The organism is Pseudarthrobacter naphthalenicus, assembly GCF_029076445.1.
Classification (GTDB): domain Bacteria; phylum Actinomycetota; class Actinomycetes; order Actinomycetales; family Micrococcaceae; genus Arthrobacter; species Arthrobacter naphthalenicus.
In genome coordinates, this window is the sequence record NZ_JARESG010000010.1 from 108,527 (window position 1) to 125,677 (window position 17,151).

A 17,151-nucleotide genomic window follows, 5' to 3' on the forward strand; every position below is an offset into this window, starting at 1 on the left:
GTTACTCCTCGCGCGCGCCCGAAACCGGCAGTCCGGAAGCGTTCAGGCCGCCCGTTCAGGCAGCAAAAACGGATCCCAGGCAGGCGTCGGCTTCTCCAGTTCCTTGATCTGCCAGATGGTGCCGTGCGGCGGTTCCGGCACAAACCTCAGCTTCCAGCCCATCTCGGCCGGGGTGTGGTCACCTTTGCTGTTGTTGCATCGGAGGCAGGCGGCCACCAGGTTCTCCCACGAATCGGCACCGCCACGCGATTTGGGCTGCACGTGGTCGATGGTGTGGGCACCTTTGCCGCAGTAGGCACACCGGTGACCGTCGCGCCGGAGGACGCCGCGGCGGCTTACCGCGGTGCTCTGGTTATATCTGGGACGGATGTAGCGGTTCAGGAGAATCACAGACGGGCGGCCCAGAATCTCCTGCGGCCCCACCACGGGGTCATCGCCCTCGGCAATAACACTGGCCTTGCCCGTGAGCACAAGCACCAGCGCCCGGCGGAAGGTGACTACCGCCAGCGGTTCATATCCAGCATTCAGAACGAGAGTGCGCATGCACTTACCTCTTTGTGGCCGCACCCGTCAGGGGCACGAGGGCCGGCTGCCCCCGGCATATCCGGGCTATGGATCGACACCACAAGAGTAAACAAAAAATGCCCGGATAAACTAATCGCTTGGTCCGGCCGTTTCCGGGGTGCCGGCCTGGCGGCTGCCGCCGCGCCCCTGAGGGAACAGACAGCAAAGGACCCCCGCCAGCAGGCAGGGGTCCTTTGAAAGCTCAACAGCTGTTAGGACACGCGGATGAAAACCGGTCCTGATCCAACATTGGCGCTGAACACAACGGTCTGGTTGCCGTTGTAGCCGCCGTGCACGGCCTGGCCGTTGCCTGCGTAAACGGCAATGTGGGCCATGCCCGCGCCACCGTTCGCGTAGTAGATCAGGTCGCCGGGCTGTGCTTCTGCTGCACTGACGGTGCGGCCCAGGGAGAGGTAGCCTGCGGGCCAGTCGTGGAAGTTGATGCCCACGGCGGCCAGTGAGTTGGTCACCAGCATGGTGCAGTCCTGGTTGACGCCCAGCTGGGCGTACGCTGCGGACAGGATGGCCTGGCCCTTGCCGCTGGCAGCGACCGGGGCGGCCGGAGCCGCGGGGGCGGACGAAGCAACCTTGATGGCGGCCGCAGGCGCCGCGGCGGGAGCGGCCGCGGCTGCCGGGGCTGCCTCAACAACGGGCTCGGGCTCCGGCTCTGCGACGGGAGCCGGCGTGGTGGTTACTGCCGGCTTCTCGTAGGAGATGGCGATCGTGGATTCAGCCGAAATAACGGCCGGCGCGGCCGTTCCAATTTCAAAGCTGGCCGTCGAAGCGGCTTCGCGCTGCACATTGGTATCAGCGGCGTTGGCCGCGATACCGCTGGTCAGGACCAGGCCGGAGGCAGCAGCGATAACCGCAGCCTGACGGCCCATGCCGCCGGCGTTGTCGCCGACAGCCTTGGCAATGACAGCCAGCGAGTTGGTCTTGGTGACCTCGGCGCGGTGCCGTGCAACAGTTGCACGTGTCGTCATCAATTTTTCTCTCTTTCGTGTTCCTCGGGACCGCGAGGGCAGCCCAAGGTCTTTGGACGCGCCGGCATCTTGGGGGTACGCCGGCACGCCCCGAACGGGGATTTAGCGAAGAGTTTCCAGGAAAGAAACGGGAGGAAGTCCGGAGTTAGGACTAGCCCAGGGTGTAGAAAGAGGACGTGCCCGTTGCTGCAGCGGCGTGCAGCAGGGTGCCCTGGGAGGGGTTGAGCGCGCTGATCATCATGCCGTTGCCCACGTAGATGCCCACGTGTGCGCCACCGTTCTGCATGACCAGGTCACCGGGGGACGGCGTGGAGGTGGGCCGCATGGCGTTCCAGGCGTTGGTGCGGGGAATGCTGATGCCGGCCTGGGCGTAGACCCACTGGGTAAAGCCGGAGCAGTCCCAGCCATTGGGAGTGGTGCCGCCCCAGAGGTAGGGGTGGCCGATGCCGGTGTACGCGATAGCTGCCAGGCCCGACGCGGCTGCGGAAGAAACGGCAGCTGCAGGCTTGGCTGCGGCATCCTTGGTTACGTCAGCAGCACGGCTTGCCGTTGCTGTTTCCGTTGCCGTGGACTGAGCACGGACCGGCGCGATCACGGGTGCAGCCGTGGTCTTGACTACCGGGCGCTCGAAAGACACGGTGGCAGTGGGTGCGGCGGTGACGGCAAGAGCAGCCTGGGCAGATCCGGACTCGGTAGACGCGGACACACCAGCGGTGGTGTCCGCGGCGTTGGCCGGAAGCCCCATGGTCAGGATGAGACCTGACGCGGCTGCGATAACAGCAGCCTGGCGACCTACGGTCCCGGCGTTTGCACTTACTGCCTTGGACACGGAGCCCAAAGGATTGGTGCGAACCGTTTGCGCACGGTGGCGCGCAGAATTATGGCGTGAAGACACGAAGGTAGCCTCTCCCAATGCCTGCGAGGTGAGCTGTCGGATTCGGATGGGAGTCACCCGGCCGCGCTGCTTCCTGGGAAGCTTTGCGACTTAACCCCAAGGCCTTCAGAATCGAAGACCAAAATTGGTTCCCCCGCCCCTGCCAGACGATGTCATGCGAACGGACCTTGAGCGGTGGCAGAGCTAGGCAATCCACTCAAGAACGTCAACTTCGGAAAAGTTGACGCGACTTAGACGTTACAGGACTTCAGAGCCAATGTCACATTCAGGTCACGGCAAGCCGAAGAGATTTGAGAGTTTGCCATCATTTGGCTCAGAGCCAGCCTGTGGGGTCAACGACTTCGCCGTTGACCTGAACCTCGAAGTGGAGGTGGCAGCCGGTGGAGGCGCCCGTGGTGCCGCTGAGGGCCACCACCTGGCCGCGGGTCACGGTCTGGCCAACGGTCACGGAGGCTGAGGACAGGTGGTTGTACGTGGTTTCCAAGCCGTTGCCGTGGTCGATCACGACGCGGTTGCCACCGCCGTACTGATGCCAGCCTACGAAGGTCACGGTGCCGCTGGCGGCGGCCAGGACCGAAGTTCCGCATTGGGCCACGTAGTCCTGGCCGCGGTGAAAGTCGCCGGTACCACCCGTAATGGGGCTGATCCTGAAGCCAAACGGGGACGCCGTGATGAGCTGCGCGAGCGGCGCTCCCAGGCTCCCGGCGGAGGCAGCCCGGGTAATGGACCCGGCCGACTGCGCACTCAACAGTTGTTTCAGCTTGCCGTCCGGGTCACCCTGGGTCACCACAGAAGAGCGGCTGAAATCAATCTGGGCCCCGGCCGCGGCCGAAATCTCCGGTTGCGGAGCGGCTGACACGGCCGCAACGGAGTTGCCGGGCTGATGGTCTGCCATGATCGGGCCCGTCGCCGGAACGGTGACGGTCAGGATCAGGCCGGTGGCAGCAAGTGCCACGCCGGCCTTCTGCCCAACACCGCTGGCGGCGGCGAAGTCGGTGACCTGCCGGAAGGCGCCCCGACGGCGGCGCCGCGCTTCACGCTGGGGATCGCGGGGCCTCTCCGCAGTGTGATCCTCAACCGCGCGGGGCGCAGCAGCGGGGCCGGCCGCGCGGCGGCGGCCCCTGGAGTAATGCGTGGTCAAGAATGTTCCTCTCTGGATAGCCTGCGAAGTTAGCTGTCGGATTCGGGTCAGAGAGTTCTAAGACCCGGTCCGCCGTTGCAAGCACTCGGCGCAGAGATACCCATGAGGGTCCTGGGAGAGGCTTGCTGCTGACGGACTTCACCCCAAGGCAGCCTTGCGACTGCCGGTTGTGGTTCCCCCGCCTCTGCCAGTGGATGACTCGTGCACCTGATCCGCTGGCAGAGCTCGGCTCCGGATCAGGTAACGCTTTTATATCGACGCTTGGGTTTAAACTATAGGCGATCAAAACAGGCAGTAACAATTCCGTTATATTTGCGGAACTGACGGCCGTGCGCTAGCCCCTTGCGTCGGGGGTGCCGCGGAGCGGCCTCCTGCTGGAGCTCCCGGCCCTAGCTAATGGAAACGAAAACGTGGGCCGCGACCTCGGGCGGCAACTCGAGCGCACCTTCAATGCCCGGAACCCGCACTGATATGTACTCGCCGACGCGCTCGAGCGAGACTGCCGCGCCGGGCCGGATGCCCCCCTCGTCGAGCTGCACCAGCAACTCGGGTTCCACCTGGATGGGCTCGGCCAGCCTGCTGACGGTCACGCTCGACGTCGGCCCGTATCCGCGCATGGCCTCAACGAGATTAATCACACCTGCTTCCGGCAGGGCGGCAGCACCCCCCAGCGCAGCCAGCCCGGGGATGGGGTTGCCGTAGGGCGACTTGGTGGGGTGGTCAAGGAGTTGGTAGATGCGCCGTTCCACCCGCTCGCTCATCACATGCTCCCAGCGGCACGCCTCGTCATGGACGTACGCCCAGTCCAAGCCGATGACATCGGCCAGGAGCCGCTCGGCGAGCCGGTGTTTGCGCATGACTTCGGTGGCGCGCTTGCGGCCGGTGTCGGTAAGTTCCAAATGACGGTCTCCGGAGACCACTACCAGGCCGTCCCGCTCCATCCGGCCAACAGTTTGGGACACGGTAGGTCCGGAATGGCGCAGCCGCTCGGCGATGCGGGCGCGGAGGGCAACGATGTTTTCTTCTTCAAGCTCCAAAATGGTTCGAAGATACATCTCCGTGGTATCGATCAGATCCGTCATCCAGCTCAGCTCCTCGAGCACAGTACCTTGCGTTGACCCACCGTATCGCGTTCAAGCCGCAGCGAGGTCCAGTAAAAAGCTTAGCCTATTTTGAATTTGTCCGGATAATCGGCCGCCGTCTCACTGGCCAGACTGTGACGGTGCCGGTTGCAGCCCTGTCCAGGGTTTCAGGCAGAATAAAAGCGGCCCTCGTTGCAGTCGCCGCTGATTGCCGGCCATCCCACCGTCCCGGACGCCAAACATGTCCATGCCGAAATTGGAGCCCTTGTGAGCGAAACCAGCATCACTATTCCCGCCGATCTCCTGCCCAAGGACGGACGCTTCGGTGCGGGACCGTCCAAGGTCCGGCCGGAGCAGCTTGAGGCACTCCAGGCAGCATCGCGGACCATCCTGGGCACTTCCCACCGCCAGGCACCCGTCAAGAACCTGGTGGGTTCCGTCCGGGAGGGCCTCAGCCAGTTCTTCCGCGCCCCGGAGGGCTACGAAGTTGTTCTCGGCGTCGGCGGCTCCACCGCATTCTGGGACATCGCCAGCTTCGGGTTGGTGGAAAAGAAGGCCCAGCACCTGTCCTTCGGCGAGTTCGGTTCCAAGTTCGCGGCCGCCACCAACAAGGCGCCGTTCCTGGATGGCTCGTCCATCATCAAGTCCGAGCCGGGCACCCGGCCGGCCGCCCGGGCCGAAGCCGGCGTGGATGTTTATGCCTGGCCGCAGAACGAAACTTCCACCGGCGTCGCGGCTCCCGTCCAGCGCGTGGACGGTGCCGACGCCGGCTCCCTCGTGCTGGTTGATGCCACCTCCGCCGCCGGGGGGCTTGATGTGGACGTGGCCGAGGCGGACGTGTACTACTTCGCCCCGCAAAAGAATTTCGCGTCCGACGGCGGCCTGTGGCTGGGACTGTTCTCCCCCGCCGCCCTGGAACGCGCCGCGCGCATCAAGGCCAGCGACCGCTGGATCCCGGATTTCCTGGACCTGCAGACGGCCATTGATAACTCGAGGCTGAACCAGACGTACAACACACCCTCGCTCACCACGCTGGTGACCCTCGATGCCCAGGTTCAGTGGCTGAACAAAAACGGCGGGCTCGATTTCGCCAGCAAGCGCACTGCCGACTCAGCCGGCCGGATCTACGCCTGGGCCGAGGCCTCCGGCTACGCCACACCGTTCGTGGCCAACGCCGAGGACCGCTCCAACGTCATCGCCACCATCGATTTTGATGACTCGATCGACGCCGCCGCGATCGCCAAGGTGCTGCGCGCCAACGGTGTGGTGGACACTGAGCCGTACCGGAAGCTGGGCCGCAATCAGCTCCGGATCGCCACCTTTGTCGCCATCGAGCCGGACGATGTTTCCGCCCTGCTGGCCAGCATCGACTACGTCGTGGGCGAGCTGCGCAAGTAACGTCCACACGGCATGAGCGTCCCGCAGGGGAGCGTAAGTGCGTCAGCGTTCGACGGCGTCGTCCGGCTTCTGGTCCCGGGCGGCGCCGTTTGCTGTGTCCCCCAGTGTGGAGACGACGCTGAAGAGGCGCAGGCCGCGGGCCCGCCGATTGAATGTCAGCCGGAGCTGCCGCGCCCGGATGATCCACACCATGCCGATCAGGGCCGCGGCGATCCCGGAGGCGGCGGCCACGGTCAGCGACCAGCGGGGGCCGGCCACATTGGCCACCCACCCCACCAGCGGCGCCCCGATGGGTGTGCCGCCCATGAAGATGGCCATGTACAGGGCCATGACCCTGCCCCGCATGACCGGATCGGTAGTGGTCTGGACGTAGCCGTTCGCGCTGGTCATCATGGTGATCGCAAACAGGCCCACCGGCACCAGCGCAACACCGAACCAGAAGTAGTCCGGGGCCAGGGCGGCCAGTCCGGAGGTCACGCCGAAGGCAGCGGCCGCGCCAAAGATCATCCGCAGCCGGGGTTTGCCCCGGCCGGCGGACAGGAGTGCGCCGGTCACGGACCCGATGGCCATGATCGAATTCATCAGCCCGAAGGCGCTGGCGTCCAGCCCGAACTCCGTCCCCACCATGGCAGCGATGAAGAGCACGAAGTTGAGCCCGAGGGTCCCCACAATGAAAACCGCCACCAGGACCACCACAATGTCCGGCCGGAACCGCACGTAGCGCAGCCCCTCCCGGATACGGCCTTTTCCGGGCGCCGCGCGGGGAAGCTGCCGCAAGGACGCCGTCGGGATCCGCCACAGGCTCAGGAGCATGGCCAGGAACGTGACGGTGTTGATCAGGAACACCCAGCCGGGGCCAACGGCCACCGTCAGGAGCCCGGCCACCGCGGGGCCGATCATGCGGGCCACATTGAAGGAGGCACTGTTCAGTGCGACGGCGTTGGAGAGGTAATCGTCGCGGACCAGCTCAGAGACGAAGGTCTGGCGAACCGGCGCGTCCAGCGCGGACACCAGGCCCAGGAGAAGGGCAAAACAATACACGTGCCACAGCTGCCCGGCTCCGATAACAACCAGGATCCCCAGTCCGGTACTGAGCAGGGCCATCACCGACTGGGTCATGACGAGCAGCTGTTTGCGGCTGTAACGGTCCGCCACAAGCCCGGCCACCGGCGCCAGGAACAGCTGGGGTCCCAGCTGGAGGGCCATGGTGATGCCCATGGCACCGGCGTCCTGATCCGTCAGGTGATCAAACACCAGCCAGTCCTGGGCCGTCCGCTGCATCCAGGTTCCGATGTTGGAAACCAGCGCACCAATGAACCAGATCCGGTAGTTGAGGATGTGCAGGGATTTGAAGGTGGACATCATGGCCGGCCTCCGTGTTGATCAACCCTGCGTGTTAGCAACTGCCTAGTCAGTCCCGCCGTTGGGTTCGTCTTCTTCGGAATCGGCAGGACCCTCCTCGGCGGGTTCACCCTCGTCGGCGGGCTCGTCGGCGGGCTCGTCGGGGATCGGTTCGTCGTGCGCCGCGGACCCGGGCGTGCGGCCCCGGCCAGCCTGTGAGTCCGATTCCTCCACTGCCTGCGCGTCTTCGGGGCGGACGCGCTCGGCCCACGGCACCCATTCCGGGGACAGGATGGAATCCTCGGACGGGAGCAGGCCCAGCTCGCTGACGGTGACCACTTTGGAGCGCGAGTTCCGGGTCACCACCGCATACCATTGCCAACCCTGGTAGCCGGGCAGCTTGGATTCGAAGAGATGGGTGACCAGCCGGTCGCCCTCGCTTTTGGCGGCGATATGCTGCCCGATGTCCGACGGCGCCGTGATGCCCTCGAGCGCGGTCCGCGCCACGTCAACGGCAGACGCCAGAAAAGCATCCGGTTTGCCGGTCCGCCATACGGGCACGCCGGCGCGGCGTTTGGCTGCAGCCTTAACACCGGCCGGCTCCGCGGCAGCGTCCGGCTGTTCAGCGTCCGGCTGTTCAGCTTCCGGGTTCATAGCCAAGGCCTAAACGTCCAGCTCGTCGGCAACCTTACGCAGGGCCGCCGCGATGGCTTTGCCCTTGTTGCCTTCCGGGTATTTGCCCGCAGACAGGGTTCCGGAGAGGTTGTCCAGGACGCTCACCAGGTCCTGCACCAGCGGCGCCAGGTCCCGGGCGTTTGGCCGCTTGGCCTTGGCGATGGACGGGGTTTTGTCCAGGACGCGCAGCCCGAGCGCCTGGGCGCCTTTCCGGCCGTCCGCGACGCCGAACTCAACGCGGGTGCCGGCCTTCAGGTCCGTGACGCCTTCGGGCAGCGCTGATTTGGGCAGGAAGACCTCCTGGCCGTCTTCGCCGGCGAGGAAGCCGAAACCCTTTTCCTTGTCATACCACTTGACCTTGCCGGTAGGCACGTAATCAACCCTCTTCGTTCTGCGTCTTAAGACACGGCCGGCAGTCACCGCATCCGCACCAATATGCGGGTTCAGGGTATGACAGCGACGGACCGTGTTGGTCTGTTCCTTCAAGGTTATCCTGCCGGGGACGGATTTCCGCTTTCACCGGCACCTGGTGATGCCCCGCGCTGCCCCGTGGCCACGCCCTTTGCCCCGCCGTGGTCCGGCCCGTTCCCGGTGGCTCCTGCCGGCCCGGTGGCAAGGGCGCCGGGCCGCCCGGCCCAGTGTCGGCCGGCCCAGTGTCGGCCGGCCCTGTTAGCGTTACGTGCATGACACCCTCGCGTTACCGCCGCCCACTGATGATTTCCGCAGCGGTAGTTGCCGTTCTTTCCCTCGTGGCGGTCGGGGCTGTAATGGCCCTGGCCTTCGCTGGCATGGCCGCCCCGGTCTGGGTCACGTCCGTTGCCTTGTACGGACTGCCCGTGGCCTTCCTCCTGATGCTCTTCCTGGTCCTGGACAGCGTGGCGGGAAGGCGCCGGGCGGGAAAGTCCGGCGGGCTGTAACGTTGGACTGATGTCCCTTATCCGCGCGCTCAGCAAAGAGTTGGAGGCACGCAGCGACGACTCGCTGCGGGCCCTCTTCGCGGCGCGGCCGGACCTCATCTCTCCCCCGGTCCCGGATTTTCCCGCCCTGGCCGCGAGGGCCAGCGCCAGGGTCAGCGTCCAACGCGCCCTGGAGCGTCTCAACAGGCCCCAGATGCAGGTGCTGGAGACACTCCACCTGTGTACCAACACGGACACAGCGCACAGCGCTTCGGCGGCGGGCGTGCGGAAGCTTATTGCCGGGTCCACCGTGGCGGCCGTGGAGCGCATCCTGACCTCGCTCCAGGACCTTGCCCTGATCCACCGGGCCGAGCCGCCGCACGGAACTCCGGCAGGGCACCGTCAGCGCTACTACCTGCCCGTGGGGTGCCTCAAGGACGTGGTGGGCATCTACCCCGCCGGCCTGGGCCGCAGCTACACCGAGCTGGTCCGGCTTCAGCCGGCGTTCGCCCAGCGCGTGGTCCAGCTCGTTGCCGAACTGCGCCACAGCGGCGTCGCGATCCAGGAAGCCACCACCCCCATGGAGGCAGCGCTCGCGCTGCAGCACTGGACATCCTCACCGGAGGCGCTCGCCCAGGCTTTGGCGGGAGCCCCGGAACGGACGACGGCGTTACTCGCCAAATTCCGCAACTGGGCCATGGGCGCCGTCCCCCAGGCGCAACGGAAAGCGTCCGTCACACATCAGGGCACCGACGTCGGGCCCGTCGACTGGCTGCTCGCGCGGGGGCTCCTGGTCCCGCTCGACGCCGCCCACGTGGAACTGCCCCACAGCGTGGGACTGTCCCTGCGCGGCGGTGCCATCATCAACGACTTCACCCTTTCACCGCCGGTTCCGCAACTGGGCAGCACCACGGCTGCCCTTCGCCGGAACGCGGCCTTGGGCGCCATCGCGGAAACCCTCCGGCTGGTGGGCGAGCTCCTGCACGCCGTCAGGGCACAACCGCTGGTTACCCTGCGCAGCGGCGGAGTGGGCGTGCGCGAGATGAAGCGGCTGGCCGAATTCCTGCGTATCGATCAGCACCAGGCGGGCCTGCTGCTGGAGCTCAGTGCACTCTCGGGCCTGCTGCGGCTGGATGTTGACTCCTCCACCTGGGTACAGCCGCCGGATCTGGAGTGGCTGGGCCTCACCCGGCAGGAGCAATGGCTGTGGCTGGTCAACGCCTGGCTTGCCAGCGAGCGCGTCCCGTCGCTGGTGGGGCAGCCGGTCAGCGGGCCGGCGGGCGCGTCCGCCGCGCACCGGGGGCTGGCCGGGACCACGGTCAATGCCCTGTCCGCCGAGGCGCAGCGCCCCGACGCCCCGGTGGTCCGGAAACGGATCCTGGAGATACTGAACGAACTCACGCATGAGGCGGGTGCAGTCGACGGCACGGCCCCGGTCCTGGACGCGGCCGCTGTCCTGCAGCGGGCCGAATGGGCGCAGCCACGGATGGCCCGCCGGTTCAGTTCCCTGATCAAGGGGGTGCTGGCCGAAGCAGAGCTGCTGGGGCTGACCGGATCCGGCGCGCTGAGCCAGCTCGGCAGCGCCATTGCCGACGACAAGCCGGACGAAGCCTTGAACATCCTCGGCGAACACCTGCCCGCCGCGCTTAACCACGTCCTGCTCCAGGCAGACCTCACCGCCGTTGCCCCTGGCTACCTGGCCCCGGAGCTGAGCGAGAAGCTCCTGCTGATGGCCGACGCTGAAGGCCAGGGCCCGGCCACCATCTACCGGTTCTCCCCTGACTCCATCAGGCGGGCGCTCGACGCCGGACATGACGCGTCGAGCCTGCTGGGGTTCCTCCGGGAACATTCAGGCACGGCGGTGCCCCAGCCGCTCGAATATCTGGTGGAAGATACCGCATCCAGGCACGGCCGTCTCCGGGTGGGGGCAGCGGCCAGCTTCATCCAAAGCGATGACGAGGCCGCGGTCCTGGAGCTTGCGTCCGAATCACGGGCGGCCCTGCTGGGCCTGGCCCGCATCGCGCCGACTGTCCTGATCTCCGCGGTGCCGCCCCGGGAAACTGCCCAGGTCCTGCGGGGGCTGGGGTTCTCCCCGTCTGTAGAGGAATCCGAGCCCGCACTGGTCCGGCTCCGGCGGACCACCGGCGTCCCGGGCAGCGTCCGGCCCGTTTACACCGCGCCGCGCACCGCGCCTGCGGAGGATGACGTGGCTGCCCAACTGGCTGTGCTGCGGAACGGCAGGCAGGATGGCCGCCCGGGCAGCGGTGGCCGCCCGGACACCGCCATCGGGTCCGGCGAAGCGGCCACCCAGCTAGGCCTTGAGACCCTGCAGCGCGCCATCCGGCTCAAGCAGTTGGTGAGCATGAACGTGGTGGACAGCCACGGGAATTCCATCCTGGAAACGGTTGTTCCCTTGTCTGTGGGCGGGGGCCGTGTCCGGGTCTTCGATCCGGCCAAGGAAACCGAGCGTGTCCTCTCCATCCACCGCATCATCGACGTCGAAGCCGCGGAGGAACTGCGGCAGTGAAGGATCTCCGCACGTGAACGACGGCCCGCTGATTGTCCAGAGCGACAAGACCATCCTGCTGGAAGTGGACCACGAGCTCGCTACCGAAGCCCGCCATGCGATCGCCCCCTTCGCAGAGCTGGAACGCGCCCCCGAACACATGCACAGTTACCGGCTGACGCCCCTGGGCCTCTGGAATGCACGCGCCGCCGGACTGGACGCGGAGCGGGTCCTGGACACGCTGCTCAAATACTCACGGTTCCCGGTGCCGCATTCGCTGCTGATCGACGTCGAAGAGACCATGTCCCGGTACGGCCGGCTCCGCCTTGAAAAAGACCCCCAGCACGGGCTGGTGATGCGCACGGATGACTACCCGGTCCTCGAAGAGGTGATCCGGGCCAAGAAGATCCAACCCCTCCTGGGGCCACGGATTGATGGCGAAACCATCGTGGTGCATTCCTCCCAGCGCGGCCAGCTCAAACAGCTGCTCCTGAAGATCGGCTGGCCGGCAGAGGATCTCGCCGGCTACGTTGACGGCACACCGCACCTGATTGCCCTCAATGAGGACGGCTGGAAGCTGCGCCCCTACCAACAGCTCGCCACCGAGAATTTCTGGGCCGGCGGCAGCGGCGTGGTGGTGCTCCCCTGCGGTGCCGGGAAGACCCTGGTGGGTGCCGCCGCCATGGCCACCAGTTCCACCACAACGCTGATCCTGGTCACCAACACGGTGGCCGCGCGCCAGTGGAAAGACGAGCTGCTCAAGCGCACCTCCCTCACGGAGGACGAAATCGGCGAGTACTCCGGAGCGGTCAAGGAGGTCCGGCCGGTAACCATTGCCACCTACCAGGTGCTCACCACCAAGCGGGGCGGCCTTTACCCGCACCTGGAGCTGGTGGACGGCCACGACTGGGGCCTGATCATCTACGACGAAGTCCATCTGCTGCCGGCGCCCATCTTCCGCATGACCGCCGATCTCCAGGCCCGCCGCCGGCTGGGCCTCACGGCCACCCTGGTGCGGGAGGACGGCCGCGAAGGCGAGGTCTTCAGCCTTATCGGTCCCAAACGGTACGACGCACCCTGGAAGGACATCGAGTCCCAGGGCTACATTGCGCCGGCGGACTGCGTCGAGGTCCGTATAGACCTGCCCCGGGACGAGCGCGTGGCGTACGCCATGGCCGAGGACGCGGACAAGTACCGGCTCTGTTCGACGTCGGAGTCCAAGACCCTGATTGTCGAAGAGTTGGTTGCCCGGCACCAGGGCGACCAGCTGCTGGTGATCGGTCAGTACATTGACCAGCTGGACGAGATCGGCGAGCGCCTGGGCGCACCCGTCATCAAGGGCGATACCTCGGTGAAGGAACGGCAAAAACTCTTCGACGCGTTCCGTGCCGGCGACGTGCAGACGCTGGTGGTCTCGAAGGTGGCCAACTTCTCCATCGACCTGCCGGAGGCCTCGGTTGCCATCCAGGTCTCGGGCTCGTTCGGGTCCCGCCAGGAAGAGGCCCAGCGGCTGGGCCGGCTGCTTCGGCCCAAGAAGGACGGACGGGCTGCCCGCTTCTACTCGCTGGTGGCCAGGGACACCCTCGATCAGGATTTTGCGGCTAAAAGGCAGCGCTTCCTGGCGGAGCAGGGGTACGCCTACCGGATCATGGACGCGAAGGATGTGGGGGCCGCCTAGGCTCACGGAACACACACCTGCCGTCCAGAAAACTCACAGATTCTGGGAGCATGATGGGAGCATGAAGAAGACCGGTCCCGAAGCCAAGCTCCTCGTTGTTGACGATGAACCCAACATCCGCGAGCTGCTGTCCACGTCCCTTCGCTTCGCCGGTTTCGAGGTGGTTTCGGCTGCCAACGGACGGGACGCCCTGGCCGCCGCCGAGCTGCACGCTCCGGACCTGGCTGTGCTGGACGTTATGCTGCCGGACATGGACGGGTTTACCGTCACCCGCAAGCTGCGGGCATCCGGCAAACACTTCCCCGTCCTGTTCCTGACGGCGAAGGACGACACCGAGGACAAGGTCACCGGCCTCACCGTTGGCGGGGACGACTACGTCACCAAGCCCTTCAGCCTGGACGAGGTGGTGGCCCGCATCCGGGCCGTCCTGCGCCGCACGCAGCCGCTGCTGGATGACGACGACGCCGTCATCCGGGTTGATGACCTGGAGCTCGACGACGATGCGCACGAGGTGCGCCGCGGCGGCACCGTTATTGAGCTCTCCCCCACCGAGTTCAAGCTGCTGCGCTACCTGATGCTTAACCCCAACCGGGTGCTGTCCAAATCCCAGATCCTTGACCATGTCTGGGAATACAACTTCAACGGCGACGCTTCGATTGTGGAGTCCTACATCTCCTACCTGCGCCGCAAGGTGGACATTGATCCGGATGCCCCGGCCCTGATCCAGACCAAGCGGGGCGTGGGCTACGTGCTCCGGACGGCAGAGAAGCGCTGACCTTGCTGCAGCGGTGGAAGTCGGCCTCCCTGAGGTCCCAGCTGGTCGCCATCATCATGGCGCTGCTGATTGTTGCCCTGACGGCCACCGGGGCAGGAACCCTGGCGCTGCTGCACAGCTATCTGGTGGGCCAGGTGGACGACAAGCTGAACGCCGCCGTCGAACTCGCCAGCAAGCAGCGCTCGTTTACGCCGTTGCAGGCGCCCAATCCGATCGTGGTACCCACCGATTATTCGCTGACCCTTTTTGTTCCGGGCGAGGAACCGTACCCGTTCGGCGGAGACGCCAATGTCCGTCCCGATATCAGCAGCATCTCCCTGGAAGAGGCCCAGAGGCGGGGAACCCAGCCCTACCAGGTCCGGGGCACCGACGGGCAGAACTGGCGTGTGGTGGCCGTGACAGTCCTCAGCGGCGGGCGTCTTGCCGTGGTGGTCATCGGCTTGCCGCTGCAGAGCGTGGATGACGTCCTCAAACACGCCACACTGGTGATCTGCGGGGCAGGCCTGCTCACGCTGCTGCTCGCGTCGCTGATTGCCAGCTGGACCGTGTCCCGGTCCTTCCGTCCCTTGGCCCGGGTGGAGAAGACGGCTGCCGCCATCGCCGCGGGGGACCTTTCCCGGCGCGTGGACATCGATAACCCCCACACCGAACTCGGCCGGCTCGGCAGCTCGCTGAATGCCATGCTGGCGCACATTGAGACCGCTTTTGCCGCCAGAACCGCCTCCGAGGCCAGAATGCGCAGGTTCGCGGCTGATGCCTCCCATGAACTCCGAACGCCGCTGGTGACCATCCGGGGCTTCTCGGAGCTTTACCGCCACGGCGCCCTTGCCACCGAGGAGGATGTGGCCACGGCCATGGGCCGGATCGAAAGCGAAGCCAAACGGATGGGGTCCATGGTGGAGGACCTCCTGTTGCTGGCGCGCCTGGACGAACAGCGCCCGCTCCAGCAGAAACCCGTTGACCTGCAATTGATTGCGCACGATGCCGTGGTGGACACCCAGGCGAGCGAGCGGACCCGCACCATCTCCCTGATCGGGCTCGACGGCGGCCCCGCCGCACCGGCCCCTGTGCTGGGCGACGAAGCGAAACTGCGCCAGGTGGTGGGAAACCTTGTGGGCAATGCCCTGCGCTACACCCCCGAAGGCAGTCCCATCGAGCTGGCCGTAGGCACCCGCACCTCTGACAGCGGACAACCACGCGCCGTCATTGAAGTCCGGGACCACGGCCCCGGCATCTCGGAAGAGGAAGCAGCGAAGGTCTTTGAGCGCTTCTACCGCGCGGACACCTCCCGCACCCGCGAGACCGGCGGAAGCGGGCTGGGGCTCGCCATTGTCGCCGCAATTGTGGGTTCACACGGCGGGTCCGTCAGGGTGGCAACGACCGACGGCGGCGGCGCAACCCTGGTGGTCAGCCTGCCCCTCCGGAATGAGGCGGCTGACAGCAGCGCCGAGGATGAGGCTGACCGGCAGACGGAGGATGACCCAAACGGGGGGAACGGCCAACCCGAAGGGAACGCCCTGCCCGCGGAGAACTCCATGCACGAGGGGAACTCACTGCACGGCGGCCCGGGCGACGGCAAGGTTATCCACATATAACAATCGGCCGTGGCGTGCCGGCTGCGCCGCTCCGTAGGCTCGTTGCAGTGGCCCGGGTCAGCCGGGCGGGCAGCCGGACTGCCCCACTACATCGAGAGGCATCAGCCATGAGCATCATTTCCGTCGACACCGAACTGCTTGAGCTCAAATCAGCGAACGTCAAAGCCACCGTGGACCGCATCAGCGCCGACGTCCAAACCATGAAGCGCGGCCTGGACGAACTGCAGGGCACCTGGCGCGGCTCGGCAGCCACGAATTTCCAGGCCCTGGTGACGGAGTGGACGCTGACCCAAGGCAAGGTCGAGGCGTCGCTGGCGTCCATCAACATGGCCCTGGCATCGGCGGCAAACACGTATGCCCAGGCCGAGCAGGGAAACACGCAACGCTTCAGCTGAGCCCGTTGCCGGTGGTAAACCTCAGGCTTCGGGTGTGCCCTGATGGAACCGGAGCCGCCACTTGGTGCCGTCCAGTACCCACAGGGAGCTCCGGAGAACCGGGCCCGAGCGCGCGTAGCTTCGGTACGTCAGCAGGACCGCGTCGGCGCCAATCCGGTCCGCGCCCAGGATTTCGAGGTCCGTGTGGTTGCCCGGGTCCTCTTCCAGTGCCATCATCATGGCGTCCCGGGTCCAGACCCTGCCGGAGCTTCCGATCTCCATGAAGTCCGGGTGCAGGAGGACGCCGGTGCGGCCAATATCGCCCCTGGCTTCAGGGCCGGCGAGTTCGCGTTCGAGGGCCTCGACGATCGCCTCCGGGCTGGGCTCGGCCCCGGTGGCCTCCGCCTGATCGAACGCCTCGGCCTCGAGCTCGCTGAACAGGTCGGGCTCTGCAAAGGAGGCCTGTCCAAAGCGGCCCGCGCTGACGGCAGCAGAAGGCTCGTTGCGGGCAGCCGGGGCGGCAGTACGCCCGGCCCCGGCCGCAGCGCCCGCCGGCCCGGTGGCTTCGGTGGACTGGTTCCCGGCCTCGGCGGCACCTGCGGGCGGGCCTGCTGCAACGGGCGCACCGGCGAAGCCGGGCCCGGATCGGGCGGCGACACCCTGCTGGTAGGCGGTGGCCGCCGCGCGGGCCCGTTCATCGGCCGCCTCGTTGAGGTCATGACCGGCGTGGCCTTTAACCCATTCGAACGTGTACTTGCGGCCGGCAAGTTCACGGTCCAGTTCCTTGAGCAGCTCAAGGTTCATCACGGGCTTGCCGTCCCCTTTTCGCCAGCCTTTCCGTTTCCAGCCCGGCATCCATTTGGTGATGGAGTTGATAACGTACTGGCTGTCGCAGAGGACCTTCAGGTGTTCATCGGGAAGGTGGGCAGTGGCACGGAACAAGTCGAGGACGGCCATCAGCTCGCCCTGGTTGTTGGTGCCGTGCGGCCATCCGCCCGCCCGCCAGGAGTGGTCGTCCACGTACCAGGCCCAGCCGGCCGGCCCCGGGTTGCCTAAAGCCGAACCGTCGGCCGCTGCTGTAATTGTCACTGTTCCATCCTGCCAGAGATCCCGCCTGACCTTGATGCCGGCGCCCTGACCCCTGCCCCTGATGTCGGCGCCCTGACCCCTGCCCCTGATGTCGGCGCTTAACGGCCGACGGCGGCCCCCACCCTTGGTGAGGACCGCCGTCGAGCGTTGTGCTTTGGT

16 protein-coding genes and 2 riboswitches are annotated in these 17,151 nt (G+C 66.4%); of the genes, 7 read left to right on the forward strand and 9 right to left on the reverse strand.

The window, feature by feature from the left end:
* Window positions 1-42: 42 nt before the first annotated feature.
* The 5 genes from PY310_RS11725 to PY310_RS11745 form a co-directional block, all read right to left on the reverse strand.
* The gene (locus PY310_RS11725; RefSeq protein WP_190991504.1) at window positions 43-543 is read right to left on the reverse strand and encodes an HNH endonuclease; all 501 of its coding nucleotides are present in this window, start codon (window positions 541-543) and stop codon (window positions 43-45) included.
* A 233-nt stretch (window positions 544-776) separates the two neighbouring features.
* Complete coding sequence (locus PY310_RS11730; protein ID WP_275214559.1) at window positions 777-1,547, reverse strand: NlpC/P60 family protein; 771 nt, start codon at window positions 1,545-1,547, stop codon at window positions 777-779.
* Window positions 1,548-1,698: 151 nt separating this feature from the next.
* Window positions 1,699-2,376: a C40 family peptidase gene (locus PY310_RS11735; RefSeq protein WP_275214560.1), complete on the reverse strand. Its 678-nt coding sequence runs from the start codon at window positions 2,374-2,376 to the stop codon at window positions 1,699-1,701.
* Window positions 2,377-2,446: 70 nt separating this feature from the next.
* Window positions 2,447-2,607: riboswitch (cyclic di-AMP (ydaO/yuaA leader) on the reverse strand.
* A gap of 148 nt (window positions 2,608-2,755) precedes the next feature.
* Window positions 2,756-3,583, reverse strand: a complete 828-nt coding sequence (locus PY310_RS11740) for a M23 family metallopeptidase (RefSeq protein ID WP_275214561.1) — start codon at window positions 3,581-3,583, stop codon at window positions 2,756-2,758.
* 3 nt (window positions 3,584-3,586) lie between these two features.
* A riboswitch (cyclic di-AMP (ydaO/yuaA leader) is annotated at window positions 3,587-3,793 on the reverse strand.
* 179 nt (window positions 3,794-3,972) lie between these two features.
* On the reverse strand, window positions 3,973-4,665 hold the full coding sequence (locus PY310_RS11745) for an iron-dependent transcriptional repressor DtxR (RefSeq protein WP_275214562.1): 693 nt from the start codon (window positions 4,663-4,665) through the stop codon (window positions 3,973-3,975).
* Between the two features lie 267 nt (window positions 4,666-4,932).
* Between PY310_RS11745 and serC the strand changes: the two genes are divergently transcribed.
* Window positions 4,933-6,063 (forward strand): phosphoserine transaminase, encoded by a 1,131-nt coding sequence (serC, locus tag PY310_RS11750; RefSeq protein ID WP_275214563.1) that lies wholly within the window; start codon window positions 4,933-4,935, stop codon window positions 6,061-6,063.
* A 42-nt stretch (window positions 6,064-6,105) separates the two neighbouring features.
* On the opposite strand, the gene PY310_RS11755 is transcribed toward serC, so the two are convergent.
* The 3 genes from PY310_RS11755 to PY310_RS11765 are packed head-to-tail and all read right to left on the reverse strand — an operon-like array spanning window position 6,106 to window position 8,451.
* Window positions 6,106-7,425: an MFS transporter gene (locus tag PY310_RS11755; RefSeq protein WP_275214622.1), complete on the reverse strand. Its 1,320-nt coding sequence runs from the start codon at window positions 7,423-7,425 to the stop codon at window positions 6,106-6,108.
* A 45-nt stretch (window positions 7,426-7,470) separates the two neighbouring features.
* Complete coding sequence (locus PY310_RS11760; RefSeq protein WP_275214564.1) at window positions 7,471-8,058, reverse strand: DUF3027 domain-containing protein; 588 nt, start codon at window positions 8,056-8,058, stop codon at window positions 7,471-7,473.
* Window positions 8,059-8,067: 9 nt separating this feature from the next.
* The gene (locus PY310_RS11765) at window positions 8,068-8,451 is read right to left on the reverse strand and encodes a cold-shock protein (protein WP_275214565.1); all 384 of its coding nucleotides are present in this window, start codon (window positions 8,449-8,451) and stop codon (window positions 8,068-8,070) included.
* A gap of 311 nt (window positions 8,452-8,762) precedes the next feature.
* Here PY310_RS11765 and PY310_RS11770 point away from each other — a divergent pair, with 311 nt between their 5' ends.
* The 6 genes from PY310_RS11770 (at window position 8,763) to PY310_RS11795 (ending at window position 15,924) form a co-directional block, all read left to right on the forward strand.
* Window positions 8,763-8,996 carry a hypothetical protein gene (locus PY310_RS11770; RefSeq protein WP_275214566.1) on the forward strand — a complete coding sequence of 78 codons (234 nt, stop codon included), beginning with the start codon at window positions 8,763-8,765 and terminating at the stop codon, window positions 8,994-8,996.
* Window positions 8,997-9,006: 10 nt separating this feature from the next.
* Window positions 9,007-11,502 (forward strand): helicase-associated domain-containing protein, encoded by a 2,496-nt coding sequence (locus tag PY310_RS11775; protein WP_275214567.1) that lies wholly within the window; start codon window positions 9,007-9,009, stop codon window positions 11,500-11,502.
* A gap of 13 nt (window positions 11,503-11,515) precedes the next feature.
* On the forward strand, window positions 11,516-13,159 hold the full coding sequence (locus PY310_RS11780) for a DNA repair helicase XPB (protein ID WP_275214568.1): 1,644 nt from the start codon (window positions 11,516-11,518) through the stop codon (window positions 13,157-13,159).
* A gap of 61 nt (window positions 13,160-13,220) precedes the next feature.
* Window positions 13,221-13,934 (forward strand): response regulator transcription factor, encoded by a 714-nt coding sequence (locus tag PY310_RS11785; RefSeq protein WP_056346636.1) that lies wholly within the window; start codon window positions 13,221-13,223, stop codon window positions 13,932-13,934.
* Window positions 13,935-13,936: 2 nt separating this feature from the next.
* Window positions 13,937-15,529, forward strand: a complete 1,593-nt coding sequence (locus PY310_RS11790; RefSeq protein ID WP_275214569.1) for a sensor histidine kinase — start codon at window positions 13,937-13,939, stop codon at window positions 15,527-15,529.
* Between the two features lie 107 nt (window positions 15,530-15,636).
* Window positions 15,637-15,924, forward strand: coding sequence for a WXG100 family type VII secretion target (locus PY310_RS11795; protein WP_275214570.1), 288 nt, complete (start codon window positions 15,637-15,639; stop codon window positions 15,922-15,924).
* Between the two features lie 21 nt (window positions 15,925-15,945).
* On the opposite strand, the gene PY310_RS11800 is transcribed toward PY310_RS11795, so the two are convergent.
* Window positions 15,946-16,992 (reverse strand): ribonuclease HI family protein, encoded by a 1,047-nt coding sequence (locus PY310_RS11800; RefSeq protein WP_275214571.1) that lies wholly within the window; start codon window positions 16,990-16,992, stop codon window positions 15,946-15,948.
* Window positions 16,993-17,151 lie beyond the last annotated feature (159 nt).